Consider the following 20,686-nt stretch of genomic DNA (forward strand, 5'->3'; position numbering starts at 1 on the left):
GGTCAGCGGAAGAAGGCGCGCAGCACGGCCGCGGTCTCGGCCTCCAGCACGCCGCCGTAGACCTCGGGGCGGTGGTTGAGTCGGCGGTCGCGCAGCACGTCCCACAGTGAGCCCGCCGCCCCGGTCTTCGGCTCCCAGGCACCGAAGACGACGGTGGAGACCCGGGCCAGCACGAGCGCTCCCGCGCACATGGTGCACGGCTCCAGGGTGACCACGAGGGTGCAGTCGTCCAGCCGCCACCGGCCGGCCCGCTCGGCGCCCCTGCGCAGCGCCAGCACCTCGGCGTGCGCGGTGGGGTCGCCGGTCAGCTCCCGCTCGTTGCGCCCGATTGCCAGCTCGGTCCCGTCGGGGCCGTAGAGCACCGCACCCACCGGCACGTCGTCCACGTCGACAGCGCCCGCGTCGTCCACGGCGGGGCCGGTGACGGCGACCTCCAGCGCACGCCGCATCCACAGCTCGTGCCGCTGGCGCCGGCCGACCTCACCCGGGTCGGCCAGCCCCTCGTGGGCGCCCGGTCCGGCGCGGCCGACCGCGCGGGGGGTCGGCTGCCCCGGCCGGATCGTCTCGAGCAGGGGATCGGTGGCGTCGGCGGGCTCCCCGCCGCCCACCGGCGGCATCCCACCGTCAGACCCGGTGGGATCAGACCTCACGCAGGTCCTCGACCTCGTCGGCGCAGCCGAGCACCTCGCAGATCTCGGCGGTGACGTCGGCCGGCATCATCCCCTCGTGCGTGCACAGGGCCAGCAGTTTCTGCGCGGGGATGCCCAGGTTGGCGAGCAGGTCGGCGTCGCCCACCGGGTCGGCCTCCGGGTCGACGACGGGCTGCTCGCTCTCCTCGTCGCCGCTGGCCGCCGGGCGCGGCTCGTCGTCGCCGTCGAGCCCGGTGACCGAGGTCTTCAGATCACCGACCAGCAGCGAACCCAGCCGCGACTCCTCGGCGTACGCGGAGTCCGATCCGAACACCCGCAGGTCCTCGCCCTCGTCGAGCCGCAGGATCACCAGGTAGGCGTCGTCCGCCTCGACGAAGAGCAGCGAGATGTCGGCCTCCTGGTCGACGTCACGCAGCCGGTCGGCGACCTCGTCGATGTCGGTGGCGCCGCGCAGGTTGACCTCTGCGGCGGTCCAGCCGCTGTCGTCGCGCACCACGGCCGCAGCGAAGTACGACACGGTCCCCCCAATAGCCCTCGGCACAGCGCCGACTCGTTACGCGTGCACGTTAGCCGGTCGGGTCGGCAGGCGACCGGTCAACGCCCCGAAGGGCCGGTCATTCCTGACAAAGTCGGATCAGCCGGCTACCCGACGGCGGGTGGCGATGAGCTGGCGCAGACGCTCGGTGCGCAGCCGCTGGGGCCGGGTGCGCTGACGCACCTGCCGGGCCCCCGCCAGTTCGGCGAGCAGCTGCAGGCGGCGGCGGCTTCGATCGGGGTCCTGCCGCTGGGTGGTCCAGGCCATAGTGCCGAGCGTGCCCAGTCTCGGCGGCCACGTCAAGACGGCGTTCGCTGTGCAGCCAACCGGGCACGCGGCGCAGTCACCGTCGACCCGAACCGAGGCCCGCCGGCCCGTTCACCAGAGCGGCCAGTCACCACCGGTCGCCCACTTGACCGCCACCACGGCGGCGGCGATGCTCCAGCCACCGGCGGTGACGATGGCCACCCCGGCGGCCACCCCACGGTCGCCGAGGCGCACGAGGACCAGGGCTGTCGTCCAGGCCAGCAGACCGGCCACCACCGTCCACCACGCGTAGCTGGCCACGCCGGTGCCGAGCAGACCGAAGAGCACCAGCCAGGCGGCTGCCGCACCGCCGCCGGCGGCGACACCGCCGCCGGTGACCGGGTGCGGTTCGCGGTAGGTGGGGCGGGTCGGTGGCCCGGCCGGAAAGAGCCCCGAGGGGGTACGCGCGGCCGGGCGCGCGACGGCGTCGGGATCCGGGCCGGGATCGGGCCGGGCGATGGTCACCGTCGCTGCCCTCCCCTACACGCGTCGCTCGTGCCCACGGTACCGGTCTGCCAGGATGACCGGATGCCCTCGCCGACGATCGGCCGCCGCACGCGTCCGGCGTACCCGATCCTGCTGCTGCTCGCCCCGGTGCTGGCCGCCGGCTGCGCGACGACCCGGCCGGGAGTGCCAGCGGATGGCGCCGCCCCGACGCCGCCGGCGGTCTGGGCGACGGCCGACCAGCCCGGGGCGCCATCCGCCACGCCGACGGCGACCGGTCCGGCCAGCACGGCGCCGTCGTCGGCCCGGCCGTCGACAGCCGCACCCCGCGCCGAGCTGCGACATGTCTTCCCGGTACGCGCCGACGACGTGGCGTACCACCCGACGCACGGCGCCTACCCGGCGACGGACATCTTCGCCGACTGTGGTGAGCGGTTCGTCGCGGTGACCGACGGGACGGTGCTCGAGGTGAGTCGCACCGACCGGTACGACAAGCGCGGGCCGCAGGGTCCGGACAACGGGGGCCTGTCGGTCGCCCTGCTCGGCGATGACGGGGTGCGCTACTACGGCTCGCACCTGAGCGTGGTGACCAGCGGCGTCGACCCCGGGGCCCGGGTGCGCGCCGGGCAGCAGCTCGGCAAGGTGGGTCGCACCGGCAACGCGAACAACGTCTGCCACGTGCACTTCGGCATCTCGCCGCCGTGTACGGGCCGGGACGGCTGGTGGATCCGGCGCGGGGTGCTCTGGCCGGCGCGCTACCTGGACTCCTGGCGGCGTGGCGGCAATCGGGAACCGGCCGCCGAGGTGACGGCGTGGCAGCGTAAACACGGCTGCCCGAAGGCTCCCTGACGGGCCCGGCAACGGCTAGGTTCGGTGGGATGAAGGCCCGGGACCCCATCGCCGACCTGCGCCGGATCGCGTTCCTGCTGGAGCGGGCGAACGAGGCCACCTATCGGGTACGGGCGTTCCGGTCGGCGGCCAAGGCACTGGCCGGTCTGCCTGCGGCCGAGGTGGCCGAGCGGGCCGGCAACGGCACGCTCACCAAGCTGGCCGGGGTCGGTGACGTCACGGCCCGCTGTGTGGCGGAGTCGCTGGCCGGTGAGGAGCCGGTCTACCTGCGCCGGCTGGTGGCGACCGAGGGCAGCGACCTGGACGCCGAGGCGACGGCGCTGCGCACCGCCCTGCGCGGCGACTGTCACACCCACTCGGACTGGTCCGACGGCGGCTCCCCGATCGAGGAGATGGCGCTGGCCGCGGTGGAGATGGGTCACGAGTACATGGTGCTGACCGACCACTCGCCACGGTTGAAGGTGGCCCGGGGGCTGACCGCCGATCGGCTGCGCCGTCAGCTCGACCATGTGGCGCAGGTCAACGCGGCGCTGCCGGAGGGTTTCCGGATCCTGACCGGGATCGAGGTGGACATCCTCGCCGACGGCTCACTGGACCAGGACGAGGAGCTGCTGGCCCGGCTGGACGTGGTGGTCGGATCGGTGCACAGCGGCCTGAACGACGAGCGGGCGAAGATGACCCGGCGAATGCTGACCGCGGTCGCCAACCCCCATCTGGACATCCTCGGTCACTGCACCGGCCGGATGGTGTCGTCGCGCCCGGCCGGGGTGACCGGGCCGGGCGACCGGGGGCACCGGGCCCGGACCCGGGCGGAGAGCGACTTCGACGCGGACGCCGTCTTCGCCGCCTGCACGGAGCACGACACCGCCGTCGAGATCAACTCGCGGCCGGAGCGGCAGGACCCGCCGAAGCGGCTGATCCGCCGCGCCCTGGAGGCCGGCTGCCGGTTCGCGATCAACACGGACGCGCACGCGCCCGGCCAGCTCGACTGGCAGCGGTTCGGCTGCGAGCGGGCGGCCCGCTGCGGCGTCCCCGCCGACCGGGTGGTCAACACCTGGTCTGCGAAACAACTCGTGAAGTGGGCCGCCGACCGGCCCTGACGGATCGGCGGCCGCCGTGGGTCAGCGCTGGGCGGCGGGCTCGGCAGCGGGGGCGGCGGGCGCGCCGACGCCAACCAGCGGCCGCGGCCGCCGCCGGCCGAAGACGCCCTGCGAGACCGCGACCCCCAGCAGCACGATCAGCGCGCCGACCGGCTGGTGCCAGTTGAGCCGCTCATCGAGCGCCACGGCCCCGATCAGCACCGCGAAGATCGGGATCAGGTAGGTGACGGTGGAGGCGGTGCTCGCCCCGGCCACCCGGATGTTGCGCATGTTGATCACGAAGGCGAGCCCGGTGCCGAGCGCGCCGAGGGCCAGCACGCTGGCCACCACCTTCGGCGACAGGTCGGTGGGCAGCGGTGGCGCGCCCGCGACGAACGGGGTGACGATGGCCAACTGGCCGGCGGCGAGCAGCAACTGCGCCGCGGAGAGCGACAGGCCGGAGTGGCTGCTGCCCGCGACGAACCGCTTCTGGTACGGGATGGCGAGGCCGTAGCAGGCGGCCGCGCCGAAGCACATCAGCTGCCCGATGAAGTGCGCCCCGCCAATGCCCTCCCAGACCCCGAGCACCACGAGCACGCCCAGGAAGCCCAGCCCGAGCCCGACCGCGCGGCGTACGGTCAGCCGCTCGGTGCGGAAGACCAACACCGCCAGCGGCAGCACGATCAGTGGCGTGGTGGCGTTCCAGATGCCGGCGAGCATCGACTCGACCCGCTGCTCGCCGTAGCCGAAGAGGGTGAACGGCACGGCCACGCCGAACGCGGCGACCACGAAGAGATGCGCCCAGACCCGGGGCTCGGAGGGCAGCCGGTCGCGCAGCACCGCGAGCACCACCAGCAGGGTCAGCGCGCCGGCGAGGACCCGGTAGAGGGTGAGCTGGACCGGGTGCAGCTCGGCCACCCCGACCTTGATGAACAGGAAGCTGGAGCCCCAGATGGCGGCGAGGGCGATGAATCCCGGCAGCCAGGCGCGCAGCGCTGCCTTGTCAGGAGTGATGTCGGTGTTCACCCCTGACACTCTGCCCGAGGCGTACGACAAAGTCGCACGACTTTCGGACACCATCTCTGACCACCACGGTGCCGCCAACTGCCAGCTGAACACGACAAACGTCGTCGACACCGGGGCGGGGTGGTCACGTAGGGTCGCACCGTGGGACGAATTGATGAACTCGCCAACCGCTACGTGGCCGAGTGGGCGCCCTTGAGCCCGACCGGCGCCACCTACGTCGGCATCGCCGGCCATGACGACCAGCTGGACGATCTCTCGCCCGAGGGTTACCGGGCGCGGGCCGACCTGACCCGCCGGACGCTCTCGGAGCTGGAGGTGACCGACCCGGACACCGAGGCGGAACGGACCGCCAAGGAGGCCATGCAGGAACGGCTCGGCCTGGACCTGGCCCGGTACGACGCCGGCGAGGCCACCAGCGAGGTCAATGTGATCGCCAGCGGGCTGCACGACATCCGTATGGTGTTCGACCTGATGCCGACCGCGACGGCCGACGCTCAGGCCAACATCGCCGCCCGACTCAACGGCTTCCCCGGCGCGCTGGAGGGCTACAAGACCACGCTGCGGGAGGCGCTCGCCGCCGGCCAGATCAGCTCGAAGGTGCAGCTGGTCGAGGTGGCCAAGCAGTGCGACGTCTGGGTCGACCCGACCGGGGACAACTTCTTCCACGGGCTGGTCGAGCGGCTGGGCGCGGACGGCACGCTCGGCGCCGAGCTGCGCCGGGGCGCGGCGGCGGCCACCGCGGCGACCGCGGAGTTCGGCCAGTTCCTGCGCGCCGAACTGGCACCGCACGGGCGGGACAAGCAGGCCGCCGGCCGGGAACGCTACGAGCTCGCCTCGCAGTACTTCCTCGGCGCCAAGGTCGACCTGGACGAGACGTACGCCTGGGGGTTCGCGGAGCTGGCCCGCCTGGAGGCGGAGATGCGGGTCGTCGCCGGGCGCATCGCGGGCCCCGGCGCCAGTGTCGACGAGGCCGTGGCCGCGCTCGACGCCGACCCGGCGCGGACCATCCAGGGCAAGGAGGCGTTCCGGGACTGGATGCAGGCGCTCGCCGACAAGGCGATCAGCGAGCTGCACGGCACCCACTTCGACATCCCGGAGCAGGTTCGCCGGATCGAGTGCTGCCTCGCCCCGACCAGTGACGGCGCCATCTACTACACCGGGCCGAGCGAGGACTTCTCCCGCCCGGGTCGCATGTGGTGGGCGGTGCCGCAGGGCATCACCGACTTCTCCACCTGGCGGGAGGTGACCACGGTCTACCACGAGGGCGTGCCGGGTCATCACCTCCAGGTGGCGCAGACCGCGGTCCGCGCCGACCTGCTCAACCGCTGGCAGCGCCTGCTCTGCTGGGTCTCCGGGCACGGCGAGGGTTGGGCGCTCTACTCGGAGCGGCTGATGGACGATCTGGGCTACCTGGAGGACCCGGGCGACAAGCTGGGCATGCTCGACGGCCAGGCGATGCGGGCGGCCCGGGTGATCGTCGACATCGGCATGCACCTGGAGCTGGAGATCCCGAAGGACAACCCGTTCGGCTTCCACCCGGGCGAGCGGTGGACGCCCGAGCTGGGCTGGGAGTTCATGCGGGCGCACTGCCGGGTGCCGGACGAGAACCTGCGCTTCGAGCTGAACCGCTACCTGGGCTGGCCGGGGCAGGCGCCCTCGTACAAGGTCGGTGAGCGGATCTGGCTCCAGGCCCGCGAGGATGCCAAGGCCCGTAAGGGCGCGGACTTCGACCTGCGGGAGTTCCACCGGCAGGCGTTGGACCTGGGTGCGCTGGGCCTCGACCCGTTGCGCAAGGCGCTGGCCCGGCTCTGAGCCGTCCCGGCACCGATCACGACGGTGACGGACGCCGGCGGTACGCCCCGTACCGCCGGCGTCCGTCGCCGTGTGGGTCCAGGGCCTAACCGAGCGTCAGCGCCAACGACGGCCGAGCGGTCAGCGTGTCGCTGGTGACGTACGCCAGGTCGATGACCGGCTCGGTGAACGTGACCGGGATGGGCAGGGTGACCGGTATGCCGTCCGGCAACGGCAGGTCCGGGGTGAGAGTGACCTTGATGCCGAGCAGCCGGCCGACGAAACGGGTGGCGTAGAAGGCCACGTCACCGCGAATGGTCAGCCGGTCGGTCGCGTACCGCTGGCTGCGTCCCTCGGGGCCGTCCGCGCGGAGCAGGAAGTCGTCGGTCACCGCCTCGCGCATGCTGAACTTCAGCACCTTGAGGTCGCCCTTCTCGGACCGCAGCTCGGTGGTGCCCTCGAACCGCAGCCCCGTCATGATGACCTTGGAGCCGGTGAGCTTGGACGGCATCTGCGCGACCTTCGGCAGGGTCGGGTCGACGGCGAGCCGCGGCAGCGGCTTACCCGGCTCCGCCTTGCCCGGCTTGGCGGGATGGGTCAGGGTCGGCGACGGGCAGTCCGTGGGCTCGGGGCGGCTGGCCGGTGGCCGGGTCGGCGTGCCGGTCGGCTTCGCTGACGGTGTCGCGGTCGGGTTCGCCGACGGCGTCGCGGTGTCGTCGCGGCGTCCACCGGTGAACAGGTCGCCGATCCCGTCCAGGATGTCGGTGATCAGGTTGCCGTCCGGGTCGCGCTCCGGCGTCGGGCTCGGGCTGGGCGTCGGCGTCGCGGTGGGCGCGCTCCGGCTGGGCGACGGGATGACCACGCTGGGCGGGGTGGGACAGGCAGTCGCGGCGGGGGCGGCCTGCACGGGTCGGGGTTGGGTGGCCAGTCCAGCGGCCGCGACACCGAGCACCACCAGGACGATGGCGAAGGTACGCGGATCAGCGGAGTGCTCGGTGTCGGACTGCTCGGTGTCGACTGGCTCGGCGGCGGGTGGGGCGGGGCGGGTCGGCGTCCAGGCGAAGGCGAGTGCGCTCCCGACCATGCCGAGCAGCAGACCGACGAAGAAGCCGCCGAGGTTGAGCCCGATGAGTGCGTAGACGGCGGTGACCGCCGCGACGATCGAGTAGAACAGCCGCTGCGCCGGGCTGAGCCATAGCAGCAGGCCACAGGTCACCAGGATGACCGGGATCAGCAGCGAGAGCAGGCCGGTGGCTCCGCTGTGGAAGCTCAAGCCGTTCAGCGTCATCCGGGTGGAGGCGAACATCTCCACTCCGGCCAGGACGATGAACAGGCCGCCCCAGAACGGTCGGCTCCGCTGCCAACGGCGGAAGATCCGCCACGCCTGAGCCGGATCGCCGGGCCGGGCGTGGGACGGGTTGTCGCTTGTCACGTACTCCTCCTGGCGGAGCGGGGACGGGGACACGGACGTGGCCCGCGGCGGTCGGCCACCGCGGGCCACGGCTCACCTCAGAAGCACTCCTTGCCCTTGGCGTCGTCGCCCACGTTGACCTTCAGCCGGAGTCCGACCAGGTTGAAGGTGGCCGCCGTGGTGTACCGGGACACCTGCTGGAGATTGGTGATGGTGACGTGGTCGGAGTTCTGACCGAACGAACCGGCCTTCGCCATCGGGTTCAGGTCGGTCGCGTCCCGGCCGATCTTGATGTTGGTGAACGTCGCGTTGCCGTCCAGCGAGTCCATCGCGATCAGCAGGTCCTTGGCCCGGGCGGGTTCCTTGCCCTCACCGGCGTTGATGGTGAGTACCACCGGCAGGCCGGGCAGGTCGGCGCGGACCGACTGGCAGAGGCTGTACAGCTCGGCGCTGCTGATCTCGGAGAGGGCGATCGGATGCACCTCGCCGGCCTTACCGTCCTTGCCCTTCTCCCGGACGATGCCGCCGTACTGCCTGAAGCCGTCGCCCTCGAGGCGCTTGGCGCCGATCTTGAACGTCTGCCCGGACACGGTGATGTCGGAGGCGATCGCGCCGGTCGACATCCCGAACAGGATGGCTCCAGCGGCGGCCGTGGCGGGCACCATCATGGCGACGAACCGCCGCCACCGGGTACGACCCTGATTGTCAAACCGATCCTGCACGGGTTCCTCCTCGGGCGGATGCGCGCGGGTGGCCGGTCCCGGACTGGCGGCCCGCACCGGGCCCGTCACCTGTTACCGGCGGGTAACGATCGAGCCTGATCGTGCACCCGTTGCGGCGCGGCTCACAACCCCCTGATTACCCGGCGGTAACAGACGGGCGACCGAACGGTGGCAGGGTGTCACGAAGTGTCGAGCCCTCCACGTGCAGAGTGGTCTGGAGTGCCGACAAAGCCGGCATATGCCCACTACAGGGCGACGGAGAGTCACAATCACATCGACCGATTACAATCAGGTAACAGATGTAAAGTGCGCAGGTCGTGGCCGCTGTGTGGACGTGCGAGGGGTACCCCCGTCACGCGACGAAGGGGTGGACCGCATCGCGGTCCACCCCTTCGTCGTACTTCCGGTCGTACGCGCGTCAGCGCTGCTCCACCTCGCCGGGAGCCGGGCGCTGGGTCGGCACCGTCGGGTCCTCGGACTTCCAGTTCGTCGATGCCGGCGGAATCTCGTCGGTCAGTGGACCGCCCTCCCGCTCGGACTCGTCGTCCCGCACCGCCGGCTGGTCCACCCGGGTCGGCGTCGGGTCCTCCACGGGCACCGGGTCGGCCCGGTGGCGCGCCTCGCCCGCCGGCACAGCCCCGCCTCGACGGGCCACCAGCAGACCGGCGACGATCAGCAGCAGAGCCAGCACGGCCACGCCGATCGGGGCCCACACGCCGAGGATGGTGAGCTGACCGCGGCTCTCGTTGGCCCGCTCCACCGAAGCCTCGATGGTGGCGTCGTTGTACGTGAAGTCGGCCTTGAGCAGCGAGATCGGGGTGCCGACGTCCGGCACCAGGGCCTTGCTCTGCACCTCCCGCACCTTGACGTACGACCCGGTGACCGGGTCGACCCAGAGCGTCCGGGTGTTGCTGTAGGTCATCGTGCCCTGGGTCGCGCCGGGGGCGAGGGCCCCCAGCAGCAGGCCGATCCGGTCGGCGGCCAGGTTCAGCTGCTGGTCGGTGATCACCTGCTCGAACCGGTACGCCTCGAGCCCGTTGACGTCCTCCGTGCCCTTGAACTCGGCCGGCAGCGCCTTCCGCAGATCACGGTCGAAGACGTCGTAGCTCCGCTTCTCGGTGTTGAACGGGAACTTGTAGACCTGGCCGGCGAACGTCACCTTCTCCCGCGTGCCGGTGTCGTCCAGGTACTGACCGTCCCAGTCCATGGCGGCACCGGAGACCCGGTCCAGCGCCAGCGTGGCGCCGTACGCGTTGACCAGTTCCTTGGTGTCCGTCCGGTCGACCGTCTGACCGACCGTCCAGACCACCGTGTCGCCTTCGAGGTCGCCACTGAGGTTGGCGGTCTGCTCGCGGTTGGGCGTGACCAGGACGGTGGACTTGAGGTCACCCTGGTTGATGGCGATGGCGCCGTTGGCGATTTGAAGGAAGGTCGCACCCTTCGCCTCGGCGACGGACGTCGACGCCTCCAAATCGTAGGGCAGCTTGGTCATCGCGGGCTTGACGACGAACACCAATCCGGCGGCCAACGCCAGGAGCAGTACGCCGCCACCGAACAGCACGGCACCTATGGCGCGGTGCTTCATGTTTCCTCCCTGGAGGACCTAATTTCGCCGCTATCGATCAGTGATGTGGCCGCGAGGTTACTACCTGGTCACATCGCAACGCGACCCCCGGTCAGCTCTGTTTTTCCGCCGCGCCGCCCGGTTCCGGACCGGTGCGCCGCAGGACGAGCACGAAGTTCCAGGCCACGATCTCCCGTACGCCGGGCACGCGGATCACCCAGCGGGCCCACCACGGGTGGTAGCGCGGTAGCGCCTCGAGCACCTCGACGTCGCGGCTGCCGCGGGCCCAGCGCAGGGCGTCCGAGATGGACACCGGGAAGAGCGTCTCGAGGTAGCGGTTCTTCGGCGGCCGGCCCATCCTTCGCTGGTAGCGCCGCCGGGCCCGGTCGCCGCCGAGGTAGTGCCAGGGGGCCGTCTCGTGCCCGCCCCACGGTGACAGCCACGGGGTGAACGACACGAAGAGCACACCACCGGGACGGGTCACCCGGGCCATCTCGTCCAGCATCCGGGCCGGCTCGGAGACGTGTTCCAGCACGTTCGAGGAGAACGTCACGTCCACGCTGGCGGACCGGACCGGCAGGGCGGTGCCGCTGCCCCGCAGCATGCCGGCGACGGACTCCCCGGCGGCGGAGAAGTCGCCGACGTCCGGGTCGAGGCCAACGTAACGGGCACCGGCGGCCCGGAAGGCGGAGGCGAAGTAGCCGGGACCGCCGCCGACGTCGAGCACGGTCCGCCCGGCGAGCGCGGTGTAGCCGGACACCTGACGTACCGAGTCCCCGGCCAGCAGGCCGTAGAAGTGGTCCGGATCGGTCTGCTCGACCAGGAACGCCCGGAACAGCGTCACCGAGCGGCCCAGCGTGGCGAACCGGCGGCGGTCCGCCGGGCCAGCGACCCCGTCTGCTGTGGTCATCGCGCCACCGTCCCGTCCTCGTCCTGATCCGTGGGGCCGGCCGCGTCCGGCCCACCGTCGTTCGTCTGCGGAGACGGGTCCGTCGCCGCCTCGCCCGCGCCCGCAGGCACGAGTCGCTCGGCGGGCGTGCCGGGAGCCGGGATCACCGCCGCGGTGACCGCGGCGACCGCGACCAGCATCGCCGCCTGCACCCACGGGCCGTACGCCCACTCCTGCCCGTGGCCCTGCAACCGGCCCGTTACCGCGGTCACCGTGGCAACAGTCAGCCCGCCGAGCACCACCACCGGCAACGCCCGGATGGCGAGCTGCCGCAGCAGCATCGCGGCCAGCACGATGGCCACCGGCAGCACCCCGCCCAGGGCGGCGAGCAGCACCACCAGCAGGACGCCGATCGCCCACGCCGGGCCCTCGGCCGGAATCGTCCGGTCCACCCCGGCGCGGCGGACCGGCCATGCGGCCAGCAGGAGCACCACCAGCGCGGCGAACGCGCCCGCCGCCAGAGCGCCCCGGTACGTCCGGTCCGGCGCGAAGACCAGCCGGACCTCCGCGGCGTCACCGGCCGGCAGCACCCATGCCTGCTGCCAGCCGTCCACCCGGGTCGTGGTCAGCTTTCGACCGTCCAGCGTGGCCGTCCAGCCGGCGTTGGCGTTCTCCGGCACCACCAGCAGCGCCGCACCGCCGGCCGCCACCCGCACCCGGCGGTCGGTCGGGTCCCAGTCGAGCGTGGTCACCGCACGGTGCCGGGGTGCCGGCACCGCTGCCTCCGGGCGCAGCGTGGCGTCCTGCACCAGGAAACCGGCCGACGGTGCGGTCGCGAGCTGGTGCCCTCCGGCCGGGAGGTCCACCACCGCCCCCGTGGAGCCGCAGATCGTCACCGGTGCCGGCCGCCCGGCCAGCACGTCGGCGAGCGTGGTGGTCACGGACGTCTCGTAGCGGTAGCCGTCCAGTTCCACGGCCGGGCCGGTGCCGCACCTCTCGGTGACCCGGGTACCGCCGGAAAGCGGACGGAGCAGGTCGTCCAGCGCCGGAATCTCCACCTCGGCGATCCCGGCGGTGGCGGTCCAGCCGTTACCGCGCCGGTCGGCGGTCCGCGCGGCGGTCTCCCGGACCACGATCTCGATCCGGTCCGTCCGGACCGCCGGGAAGCGGACCGTTCCGTCCGCGCCGACCGGCAGCACCAGGCTGCGGCCCGGGGTCCGTACCTCGACCTGGGTGGGCAGCGAGCCGACCGGCAACTCCGCGGGCCGCAGCCGCACCTCGGCGAGGCGTCGCTGCCCGGGCCACCGCAGCCGCAGCGTGGGGCGCAGGTCGCCGGTGTCCGCCAGCCAGGCCGTCCCCGGATCGCCGTCGACGGCCGCGTAGCCGGCGACGGCCGGATCGCCGGTCAGGTACGAGGAGACGGTGGCCACCACCGGCACCCCGGTCAGGGTGAGCTGACCGGCCGGCCGTGGCACGGCGGTGAGCGCCAGCCGGTAGCTGCCGGGGGTGGTGCTGCGGAACACCCGGTCGACGCCGAGCGGTTCCTCGCCGGCGCGGGCCAGGAAGCGGTCGCACCGTACGACCGCGCCGGCCGGCCGGGTCCCGGTGCCACCCGCCGACCCGTTCCCCGTCCCCGCCGCGTCCGAACCGGCGCCGGGAGCGGAGGTCGGGAAGCAGGCGGGCCGGTCGCCCGAGCCGCGGCTGAACGACCAGGCCACCGGTCCGCCGAACCCGTTGGGCAGGTCGTTCGGCGCCCTGAGCGCCCGACGGGCGGTGGTGCCGGGGATGGTGAGTTCCCGGATGCCGACCCCGCCGTCGCGTCGTTCCCCGGCGACGGCCAGCACCGTGACCCGTACCCGGCTGGTCGATCCGGGCAACGTGTAGTACGAGTGGCCACCCAGCGTGTCGGCCACCTCGTGGTCCACCGAGCCCCGGTCGGTGGTGATCCGGAACCGGGTCACCGGCCAGCCGACCCCGAGGTCGTCGACGAACGCCAACGACACGGTCTCCACCGCACGCGGGGTGTCCAGGTCCACCTGGAGCCACTGGCCGACCGGCCCGGCCAGCGGCGCCGAGTGCCACGCGGTGGCGTACTCGCCGTCCACGGCCGCGAACGGCAGGTGCGACGGGTCGGCGGCGGCGAGGTTGTCCACGAAGCTGGTCGCGGTGCTCGCGCTGACCTCCCGCACCCCCTGGTAGGTGGCGATGGTCTGGTGCCGCTTACCGGGGAACGGCAGCAGGTCGAGGGCGACCCGGCCCTGCCGGCCGGCCTCGGTGGCGGTCAGCGTCTGGCTGACGTTGTCCCGCACCCGGCCGATGTCGCGTTCCCGGCGGCGCAGCCCGTCGGTGACGATCCACCGCTCGTCACCGACCTCGGCGCGGTCCCCGGCCAGCACCACCGGCCGGTCCCGCTCCACCAGCCCCTGTTCGAGCAGGGGCAGCAGGGACTCCGGCCCGCCGCTGACCGTCGGCACGTCGTCGGTGAGCACCGCCGAGGCGACCGGCACCGGTCGCTGCACCTCGTACACCTCGATGGCCGGCACCGGGCCGGCGTCGTCGTCCACCGGGCTGCCCGGCGTGCGACCGGGAGCGGTGGTGGTCCCGAAGGTCGCCACCCGGGCGATGCCCGGCGATCCGGTCAGCGCACGGCGCAGCACCGCGACCGGTGGGGCGTCCACCTGACTCCGGTCGATGTCGTTGCGCAGCAGCACGTGCCGGAAGCCGGCACGGGCCAGGAAGTCGGCCAGCCCGGCCGACCCCCGGCCGCCGGCCAGGACGGTCTCGACGGTGTCCATCACCCGGGTGTTGCCGGCCGAGCCGAGCGGGATCTGGTTCCGCACCGCCCAGGGCGCTCCGGCGAGCGCCTGGAGCGGCTCGTCGACCGTCCGCCCCCACTCGTACTGGCCGAAGCCGGACCCGGGCACCATCAGCGTCCGGGCCAGCGCGTCCCGGTCGGCCAGCCAGGTGGCCGCGGACCGCCAGTGCGGCGGCAGGTCCGACCAGCCCGGCCCGGGCCGCAGCTGGCCCAGCCAGGCCGGCGCGGCCGCGCCCAGCACCAGCAGCAGCACCGGTACGAGCGCCAGCGGCCGCAGCCGGACACCGGGGCGGCGCCGAGCGGCGGCGTTGTGCAGCCGGGTGACCACCGCGTCCACACCGTGCGCGAACCCGAGCATCAGCGGCAGCCGCAACATCGGGTCCAACTTGTGCACGTTGCGCAACGGGGCCAGCGGACCGTCCAGCAGCTCCCGGACCGGCCCCGAGAGCGGGCTGTCCAGGCTGCCGACGTAGCCCATGGTGAGCAGGGTCAGCCCGGCCAGGAAGCCGAGCACCAGGAAACGCCGCTCGGGCAGCAGGTTGCCGGCCAGCCCGGCCAGCCCGATCAACGCGACCAGCGCGGTCAGCGCCATCAGCGCCGGGTGGTCGATCAGCAGCCAGCCGGCCGGCCACCACGGATCCCCCTGGACGATGTACGCCACCCACTGGTTGGTGCCCCGAACGGCCTGGAAGAGCGACGCCACCGCCGTGGTCGTGGTGGACGACTCGATGTAGTCCAGGAACGGCAGGCTGTACTCGCCGAGCAGCACCAGCGGCACGATCCACCACAGGCAGACCGCGGCGACGCTCACGCACCACCAGCCGACCAGGCGCAGGTGGGCTCGGTCCCAGCGTCGGGTGAGCAGCCAGATCCCGGGCAGCAGCAGGGCCAGCACGACCACCGCCGCGTTGATGCCACCCATGCCGAGCACGGCCAGCGCGGAGAGCGCCGCGGCCCGGCGTGGCGAGCCGATGCGGCGGACCAGCACGAGCGGCAGCAGCACCCACGGCAGGAGCGCCGCGGCGAGCGTCTCCGAGGAGAGCGCGCCGATCTCGGTGAGCATCCGGGGCGCCAGCGCGTAGCCGAGCGCGGCCGCGTACCGGGTCGGTTCGGTGCCGATGTTCAACGCCCGGGCGAGCCGGAGCAGCCCGTAGAACGCGACCGCCAGCAGGAGCGCGGTCCAGGCCCGCTGCGTGACCCACGACGGTACGCCCAGCAACTGCCCGCCCGCGAAGAACGGCCCCATCGGGAAGAGGTAGCCGTACGCCTGGTTCTGCAGTTCGCCGGAGGTCGCCTCCGGGTTCCACAGGTGCAGCGCGCGGGTCAGGAAGTGGATCGGGTTCGCGGCCAGGTCGAGCTTGGTGTCGAAGGTGACCTGGCCGGGCCGCTGCCCGAAGGCGATCGCGGTGAGCAGCAGCAGCGACAGCGCGGTCCAGGGCGCCGAGCGCACCGGCCGGGGGACGCGCGGCCGGATCATCGGCGGCACTCCGGAGGCAGGCAGCTCAGGTCGGCGAGCGCGGAGAAGAAGATCTGCCGGATGCCGCTGGGCTGCTCGGTACGGAACACCCGCCCGCCGGCCACCTTGACGATCGCGGTCAGCTCGTCCGGGTCGACGTCCCGGCCCAGCCCGATGAAGATGATCGGCAACGGCTTGCGGGGGTCCTGCAACCGGGTCAGCTCGACGAGGAACTTCGACCGGCCGATGCTGTCCTCGTCCTCGTTCCGCCCGTCGGTCATGACCAGCACCAGGTTGATCCGGCCGGGCGTCCAGTGCTGCCGGGCGTCCCGGTACGCGGCCAGCGTCGTGTCGTACAGCCCGGTGCCCCCACCGGTCTTGACCCGGACGGCGGCGAGCCGATCGGCCAGCCGGGCCCGCTGGGCGCGCAGCGGGGCGACGGGCAGGATCTCCCGGTAGTCCCGGTCCCCGTCCACCTTGGTGGAGAAGACCCAGATCCCCAGCTCGCTGTTGTCCAACAGCAGACCGGCGCCCTCCTGGGCGGCCTTGACGGTCGCCCCGAGCCGGGTCTCGCCGGTGCCGGGCACCGGAGCCGCCATCGAGCCGGAGACGTCGATGACGGTGAGGATCCGCGCGCTGCGCTGCACGCCGCTCCAGCCGTTCAACACCTCGGTGACCGCCTCCTCGGCGGGCAACGGCACCGGGCTGCGCTCCTCCGCCCGCAGTCGGCGGTCGTCGGGAATGGCCGGCGGGAAGCCCGCCGCCGTCCGGAAGCCGAACCCGAGCAGCGCGTCCCGGGACTCGACCGTCAGCAGGTTGGCCAGGAAGCCCGCGGCCGCCTCCCGGACCTGGCCGCGGGCGGCGGGCAGCACCACGTACGGCAGGTCCAGCGACGGGACGCCGATCTCCGGGTACGCGGCGACCAGCTTGTTGGAGCCGGCCAACGCGTTGTGGTCGAGCACGGCCTTCTCGCTGGCCGCCACCGCCTGGGCCTTACCGGCCAGCCCGCCCCCGGGTGCCAGCACGCCCCCGCCCTCGCCAGCGGGGAACGTCTCACCCGCGAGCCGGCGCAGCACCGCCGCCATCGCGGCGGCCGGTTGCCGCTCACCGGCGACCAGGGCGCGCACGCCGAGCAGCGCCGCGACCCCGGCCGGATCGGCGGCCGGGTCCGGCACTCCCACCGGGGCCGGACGGGCCTTCGGTCCGATCAGCGACGCCCAGGGCACCGCCTTCGCCGGCCATCCCAGTCGACGCGCGGCCGGCTCGGTCACCGCGAGCACCACGGGGGTGCTCGCCACCGAGGTGCCCTCGCCCGGCACCTCGAAGGCGCCCCCGGCCCGGGCCCGGCGCAGCCAGAACGTGGACTCCGGCAGCCACGCGTCGGCGACGTCCGCCGCGTTGGCCAGTTCCCCGGCCACGGCGGCGGACTCCCGGGCCTGCACGGCGATCGACACGCACGGTTGCCGACCGACGCTGGCCCGTACGATCCGGTCCAGGGCCGGGGCGATCACCGGCGCGGCGGCCACCCGCAGCTGGACCCGCTCGGCGCACTCCGGCACACCCCGGTCCGCTCGCACGTAGGCCACGGCGGCCCAACCGGTCAGCAGCAGCACCAGGGCGGCGCTGAGTAGCACCACCGGGGATCGGCGGAAGAGGGAGCGCACCGGCGCGAGCCCGTCGCGCAACACCGCCGGCCACCTCCTCGTCACGTACCGGCGCGTCCGTGCGCAGGTCGGAATCCATCGCGCCCGCCGGGCGGCGTCACCTGGACGCCGGCCGTCACGCGCGGTTGCGCTGCACACCCTGCCAAGCTTTTCCGCCGCCGGCAAACCCCCGATCGACGAGCGGTTATCCGATCTTCGCTGCCGGTGCGACCCATTGCGCCCACGGGCCGGGCCGCCCTAGGGTGGCGCGATCGTGCTCACTTACTCATCGGTAGGAGCAGCGTGGACCCCTCCGGCACCCCCACACGCCACGTCCTGTTCCTCAACTGGCGCGACACCACCAACCCGGAAGGCGGCGGCTCCGAGGTCTACCTCGAGCGGATCGCCGCCGAACTGGTCGCCATGGGCCACCGGGTGACCCTGCTCTGCGCCGCGCACGGCAACGCCGGCCCGACGGACACCACCGCCGAGGGCGTACGCGTGCTGCGGCGCGGTTCCCGGCACACCGTCTACGCCCGGGCCGCGCTGACCTGTCTCGCCGGCCGGTTCGGCGTGGGCCCGCTCGGCCGGCGCGGTCTCGGCCGGCCCGACCTGGTGATCGACGTCTGCAACGGCGTGCCGTTCTTCGCCCCCCTGTACGCCGGCCGACCGGTGATCGCGCTGGTGCACCACGTGCACCGGGAGCAGTGGCCGGTCGTCTTCGGCCCGTGGATGGCCCGGCTCGGCTGGTGGATCGAGTCGTGGCTGGCCGTCCTGCTCTACCGGCGCTGCCGGTACGTCACAGTCTCCGAGGCCAGCCGCTCCGAGTTGGCCGCGCTCGGGGTCGCCGCCGAGCGGATCGACGTGGTGCCCAACGGCACGCCGCCGGTGACCGGACCGCCGTTGCCGCGCACGCCACACCCGTCGCTGCTGGTGCTCGGCCGCCTGGTCCCGCACAAGCGGGTGGAGATCGCCCTGCGCGCCGTCGCCGAACTCGTCGGTGAGCTGCCCGACCTGGAGCTGGTGGTGGCCGGTCAGGGCTGGTGGGAGCAGCCGCTGCGGGAGTTGTGCGACTCGCTCGGCATCGCCGACCGCGTCCGGTTCACCGGCTTCATCAGCGAGGAGGAGAAGCATGCCGTGCTCTCCTCGGCCTGGGTGGCGCTCACCCCGTCGCTGAAGGAGGGCTGGGGGCTCACCATCGTCGAGGCCGCCGCGCGCAGCACCCCGACGGTGGCCTTCCGCTACGCCGGCGGCGTCGCCGAGGCGATGGTCGACACCGAAACCGGCCTGCTCGCCGACGACGAGGCGGAGTTCACCGCCCAGGTCCGCGAACTGCTCGCCGACGACGTGCGGCGCAAGGCGATGGGTGAGGCGGCGCTGCACCACGCGTCCCGCTTCACCTGGACGGCGACCGGGGCCCGCTTCGCCCAACTGGTGGCCCAGGCGACGGGCCGGGCCGGCTGACCCGAGCACCACGAAAGGGCGCCCGCGACCAGCGGGCGCCCTTTCGTCGTCTGACTTAGCGCGTGCCGTACAGCGGAGGCTCGGCGCCCTGCTCACCATTGACGTTGGTGGTGGCAGCCTCCTTGGCGGACGGGCTGAGCACATTCGCCAGACCGACGCTACCGAGCAGGCCGAGCACGACCCCGAGCACCCCGACGGCGACGAACGCGGGCAGGTTCCTCATCCACCTTCTCCTTCCGCGGGACTCGCGTGCCGGGACGCTACCACGCGGTAGCGTGCCCGCGCAGCGCCCGAAAAACCGATGGCCAGCACCACCGTTCCGGCGAGCAGGTGGGCCAGCCCGACCGGCCCGGGCCGGGTCGGCGCGGGCGGCGGAGACCAGCGCGGATTCTCGTACAGGGTCAGCTCCGGTCCATCGTGGACGATCCGCAGTCCGGCCAGGGACGTCGGAGGCGGCGGCGGTCCCGCCGCCCGCTGGACCAGCACCCAGCGGGCGCCGGCCGCCGAAACCGGCGTCCCGGCGTCGAGGAGTTCCCGCACCCGCTCGGCGCGCGGGTCCTCGCCGGCCACCGCCAGCCCACCCACCCGCAGTGTGTCGTCGATCAGCACCGGCACACCGAGGTACCGGGGCGCCGGATCGATCACCACCTGGTCCCGGTTCCACCCGTAGCGCTGGTACTCCTGGAACGGCAGCGAGATCACCTCACCGGGCCGCTGCTCGACCAGCCGGGCCACCGTGGTCCAGTCCGCCGGCCAGGCCACCGGTCGGAGCCGACCCGCCGCACCGAACGCCAGGTCGGGCAGGAGCGCCACCGGCAGCAGCGCGGCACCGACCAGCAGCACCCGCCCGGTGGCCGGGTCGAAACGGGCGGCCAGCCGGTCGGCGAGGCGTTCCGCGCCGACCGCGGCGGCCACCGCCAGGGCCAGCGCGTACGGGATGAGCAGCTTCTGGCCGTCCCGGACCAGCCCCGCTCCGGGCAGGGTCGCGACCAGCCAGCCGAGCAGGTCCGCGCCGCCGGGCAGCGCGCCGAGCGCCGCCACAAGCCAGGAACCGACGGCGAGCAGGCCGAGCCGGCCGGTCACCGGGGCGGGCCAGCGCCGGCGCAGCAGCGGTACGCCGAACCCGGCGACGGCCAGCACCAGCACGGTGACCAGTGGCACCAGCAGCGCGCCCCGGGAGGCGGGCGTGGTCTGCCCGTTCCAGATGCCGCCGGTACCGGCGAGCGCCACCAGCGGCCCGGCCCAGTTCTCCGCCCGCGCCGCGAAGGCCAGCACGCCCGCCGGGTCGGATTTCCCGCTGCCGGTGCTCGCGAACCCGGCGACCAGCCACGGCGCGTTGAGCAGCACCGTCGCGCCCAGCGCGGTCGAGGCCGCCCGGGCCGCCCCCGGATACCGGCCGGGCAGCAGCACCGCGATCGCCACCAGCGCGATCACGCCGCCGCTCGGGGTGAGCGCGGACGCCGCCGCGGCGAGCAGCAGCCGCGGCAGCGCGCCGGGCCGGCCGGTCCGTACCCCGATCGCCGCCCGGACCAGCCAGGGCAGCGCGGCGTACGCGACCAGCAGCCCCCACTGGCCGACGAGCAGCCGCTCGGCCAGGTACGGCGTCCAGGCGTACCCGAGGGCGGCCACCACCCGCACCGCGACCCGTTCGGTCGGCACCAGCCGGGCCGCGCCGAGGGCCGCGAGGTAGAGGATCGCGACCAACACCAGCCGTTGCAGCAACCAGCCCGGCACCAGCTGGTTGGCCAGCGCCACCACGGCGTCCTGCGGGACGGCCCGGGGCAGCGCCGAGGCCGGAGCGATCACCTCCCAGCCAAGCGCCTGCCGGGGCACGAAGACCATGTCGTAGCGGAGCACGTATCCGGGGAGCACCAGCGGCGCGAGGACCACCGCCGTGACGGCGGCGGCGACACCGTGCGGCACCAACCGTTCGCGCATTTCGTCGACCCCACCCCGGTCCGGCGCGAGCACCCGTCGCGCTGGTGGCGGCCACTGTACGCGGACCGCCGTCGGCCCCTGAACCATCCGTTGACCTGATGGGG

At 73.4% G+C, this 20,686-nt stretch carries 17 protein-coding genes; 4 read left to right on the top strand and 13 right to left on the bottom strand.

All coding sequences use genetic code 11. From position 1 onward, the window contains the following. Positions 1 to 2: 2 nt before the first annotated feature. The 4 genes from ACWD5O_RS17155 to ACWD5O_RS17170 all read right to left on the bottom strand — a co-directional run bounded on the left by ACWD5O_RS17155 (position 3) and on the right by ACWD5O_RS17170 (position 1,956). Positions 3 to 449 carry a nucleoside deaminase gene (locus ACWD5O_RS17155; RefSeq protein ID WP_328426144.1) on the bottom strand — a complete coding sequence of 149 codons (447 nt, stop codon included), beginning with the start codon at positions 447 to 449 and terminating at the stop codon, positions 3 to 5. Between the two features lie 190 nt (positions 450 to 639). Further along, a complete protein-coding gene (locus ACWD5O_RS17160; RefSeq protein WP_354963341.1) occupies positions 640 to 1,167 on the bottom strand; it encodes a tRNA adenosine deaminase-associated protein in 528 nt (175 codons plus the stop codon). 117 nt (positions 1,168 to 1,284) lie between these two features. Next, positions 1,285 to 1,452 carry a hypothetical protein gene (locus ACWD5O_RS17165; RefSeq protein WP_354963340.1) on the bottom strand — a complete coding sequence of 56 codons (168 nt, stop codon included), beginning with the start codon at positions 1,450 to 1,452 and terminating at the stop codon, positions 1,285 to 1,287. A 111-nt stretch (positions 1,453 to 1,563) separates the two neighbouring features. Further along, positions 1,564 to 1,956, bottom strand: coding sequence for a hypothetical protein (locus ACWD5O_RS17170; protein WP_387324047.1), 393 nt, complete (start codon positions 1,954 to 1,956; stop codon positions 1,564 to 1,566). Positions 1,957 to 2,019: 63 nt separating this feature from the next. Between ACWD5O_RS17170 and ACWD5O_RS17175 the strand changes: the two genes are divergently transcribed. Together ACWD5O_RS17175 and ACWD5O_RS17180 are read left to right on the top strand one after the other, a co-directional pair. Then, the gene (locus tag ACWD5O_RS17175; RefSeq protein WP_354963339.1) at positions 2,020 to 2,784 is read left to right on the top strand and encodes a M23 family metallopeptidase; all 765 of its coding nucleotides are present in this window, start codon (positions 2,020 to 2,022) and stop codon (positions 2,782 to 2,784) included. Between the two features lie 29 nt (positions 2,785 to 2,813). Continuing rightward, a complete protein-coding gene (locus ACWD5O_RS17180) occupies positions 2,814 to 3,884 on the top strand; it encodes a PHP domain-containing protein (protein WP_354963338.1) in 1,071 nt (356 codons plus the stop codon). Between the two features lie 21 nt (positions 3,885 to 3,905). On the opposite strand, the gene ACWD5O_RS17185 is transcribed toward ACWD5O_RS17180, so the two are convergent. Then, a complete protein-coding gene (locus tag ACWD5O_RS17185) occupies positions 3,906 to 4,889 on the bottom strand; it encodes a DMT family transporter (RefSeq protein WP_354963337.1) in 984 nt (327 codons plus the stop codon). 141 nt (positions 4,890 to 5,030) lie between these two features. Between ACWD5O_RS17185 and ACWD5O_RS17190 the strand changes: the two genes are divergently transcribed. Continuing rightward, positions 5,031 to 6,701: a DUF885 domain-containing protein gene (locus tag ACWD5O_RS17190; protein ID WP_450085877.1), complete on the top strand. Its 1,671-nt coding sequence runs from the start codon at positions 5,031 to 5,033 to the stop codon at positions 6,699 to 6,701. Between the two features lie 85 nt (positions 6,702 to 6,786). Here ACWD5O_RS17190 and ACWD5O_RS17195 read toward each other — a convergent pair whose 3' ends face one another. The 6 genes from ACWD5O_RS17195 to ACWD5O_RS17220 form a co-directional block, all read right to left on the bottom strand. Continuing rightward, positions 6,787 to 8,112: a DUF6114 domain-containing protein gene (locus ACWD5O_RS17195; RefSeq protein WP_450085878.1), complete on the bottom strand. Its 1,326-nt coding sequence runs from the start codon at positions 8,110 to 8,112 to the stop codon at positions 6,787 to 6,789. Positions 8,113 to 8,189: 77 nt separating this feature from the next. Then, a complete protein-coding gene (locus ACWD5O_RS17200) occupies positions 8,190 to 8,813 on the bottom strand; it encodes a DUF6230 family protein (protein ID WP_450085879.1) in 624 nt (207 codons plus the stop codon). A 418-nt stretch (positions 8,814 to 9,231) separates the two neighbouring features. After that, the gene (locus ACWD5O_RS17205; RefSeq protein WP_450085880.1) at positions 9,232 to 10,398 is read right to left on the bottom strand and encodes a DUF3068 domain-containing protein; all 1,167 of its coding nucleotides are present in this window, start codon (positions 10,396 to 10,398) and stop codon (positions 9,232 to 9,234) included. A 91-nt stretch (positions 10,399 to 10,489) separates the two neighbouring features. Beyond that, positions 10,490 to 11,287 (bottom strand): class I SAM-dependent methyltransferase, encoded by a 798-nt coding sequence (locus ACWD5O_RS17210; protein WP_450085881.1) that lies wholly within the window; start codon positions 11,285 to 11,287, stop codon positions 10,490 to 10,492. Next, positions 11,284 to 15,558, bottom strand: coding sequence for an alpha-(1->3)-arabinofuranosyltransferase domain-containing protein (locus ACWD5O_RS17215; protein WP_450085882.1), 4,275 nt, complete (start codon positions 15,556 to 15,558; stop codon positions 11,284 to 11,286). Before ACWD5O_RS17215 ends, ACWD5O_RS17210 begins: the two co-directional genes overlap by 4 nt. Continuing rightward, positions 15,555 to 17,225, bottom strand: coding sequence for a substrate-binding domain-containing protein (locus tag ACWD5O_RS17220; protein WP_450085883.1), 1,671 nt, complete (start codon positions 17,223 to 17,225; stop codon positions 15,555 to 15,557). The genes ACWD5O_RS17215 and ACWD5O_RS17220 overlap by 4 nt, the downstream gene beginning before the upstream one ends. A 258-nt stretch (positions 17,226 to 17,483) precedes the next feature. On the opposite strand from ACWD5O_RS17220, the gene ACWD5O_RS17225 reads away from it, so the two are divergent. Next, the gene (locus ACWD5O_RS17225; protein ID WP_449935813.1) at positions 17,484 to 18,644 is read left to right on the top strand and encodes a glycosyltransferase family 4 protein; all 1,161 of its coding nucleotides are present in this window, start codon (positions 17,484 to 17,486) and stop codon (positions 18,642 to 18,644) included. Between the two features lie 55 nt (positions 18,645 to 18,699). Here the strand turns inward: ACWD5O_RS17225 and ACWD5O_RS17230 are convergent, their stop codons facing one another. After that, positions 18,700 to 18,867 carry a hypothetical protein gene (locus ACWD5O_RS17230; RefSeq protein ID WP_158609830.1) on the bottom strand — a complete coding sequence of 56 codons (168 nt, stop codon included), beginning with the start codon at positions 18,865 to 18,867 and terminating at the stop codon, positions 18,700 to 18,702. Continuing rightward, positions 18,864 to 20,582 carry a hypothetical protein gene (locus ACWD5O_RS17235; protein ID WP_450085884.1) on the bottom strand — a complete coding sequence of 573 codons (1,719 nt, stop codon included), beginning with the start codon at positions 20,580 to 20,582 and terminating at the stop codon, positions 18,864 to 18,866. The genes ACWD5O_RS17230 and ACWD5O_RS17235 overlap by 4 nt, the downstream gene beginning before the upstream one ends. Positions 20,583 to 20,686: the final 104 nt, after the last annotated feature.

It is taken from the genome of Micromonospora sp. NPDC005161 (assembly GCF_053599855.1).

Excerpts from the sequence above, each read along its gene's own strand:
- ACWD5O_RS17155 (WP_328426144.1), bottom strand. The coding sequence starts at position 449 with ATGCGGCGTGCGCTGGAGGTCGCCGTCACCGGCCCCGCCGTGGACGAC.
- ACWD5O_RS17165 (WP_354963340.1), bottom strand. The coding sequence starts at position 1,452 with ATGGCCTGGACCACCCAGCGGCAGGACCCCGATCGAAGCCGCCGCCGC.
- ACWD5O_RS17175 (WP_354963339.1), top strand. The coding sequence starts at position 2,020 with ATGCCCTCGCCGACGATCGGCCGCCGCACGCGTCCGGCGTACCCGATC.
- ACWD5O_RS17180 (WP_354963338.1), top strand. The coding sequence starts at position 2,814 with ATGAAGGCCCGGGACCCCATCGCCGACCTGCGCCGGATCGCGTTCCTG.
- ACWD5O_RS17205 (WP_450085880.1), bottom strand. The coding sequence starts at position 10,398 with ATGAAGCACCGCGCCATAGGTGCCGTGCTGTTCGGTGGCGGCGTACTG.
- ACWD5O_RS17210 (WP_450085881.1), bottom strand. The coding sequence starts at position 11,287 with ATGACCACAGCAGACGGGGTCGCTGGCCCGGCGGACCGCCGCCGGTTC.
- ACWD5O_RS17215 (WP_450085882.1), bottom strand. The coding sequence starts at position 15,558 with ATGATCCGGCCGCGCGTCCCCCGGCCGGTGCGCTCGGCGCCCTGGACC.
- ACWD5O_RS17230 (WP_158609830.1), bottom strand. The coding sequence starts at position 18,867 with ATGAGGAACCTGCCCGCGTTCGTCGCCGTCGGGGTGCTCGGGGTCGTG.
- ACWD5O_RS17235 (WP_450085884.1), bottom strand. The coding sequence starts at position 20,582 with ATGCGCGAACGGTTGGTGCCGCACGGTGTCGCCGCCGCCGTCACGGCG.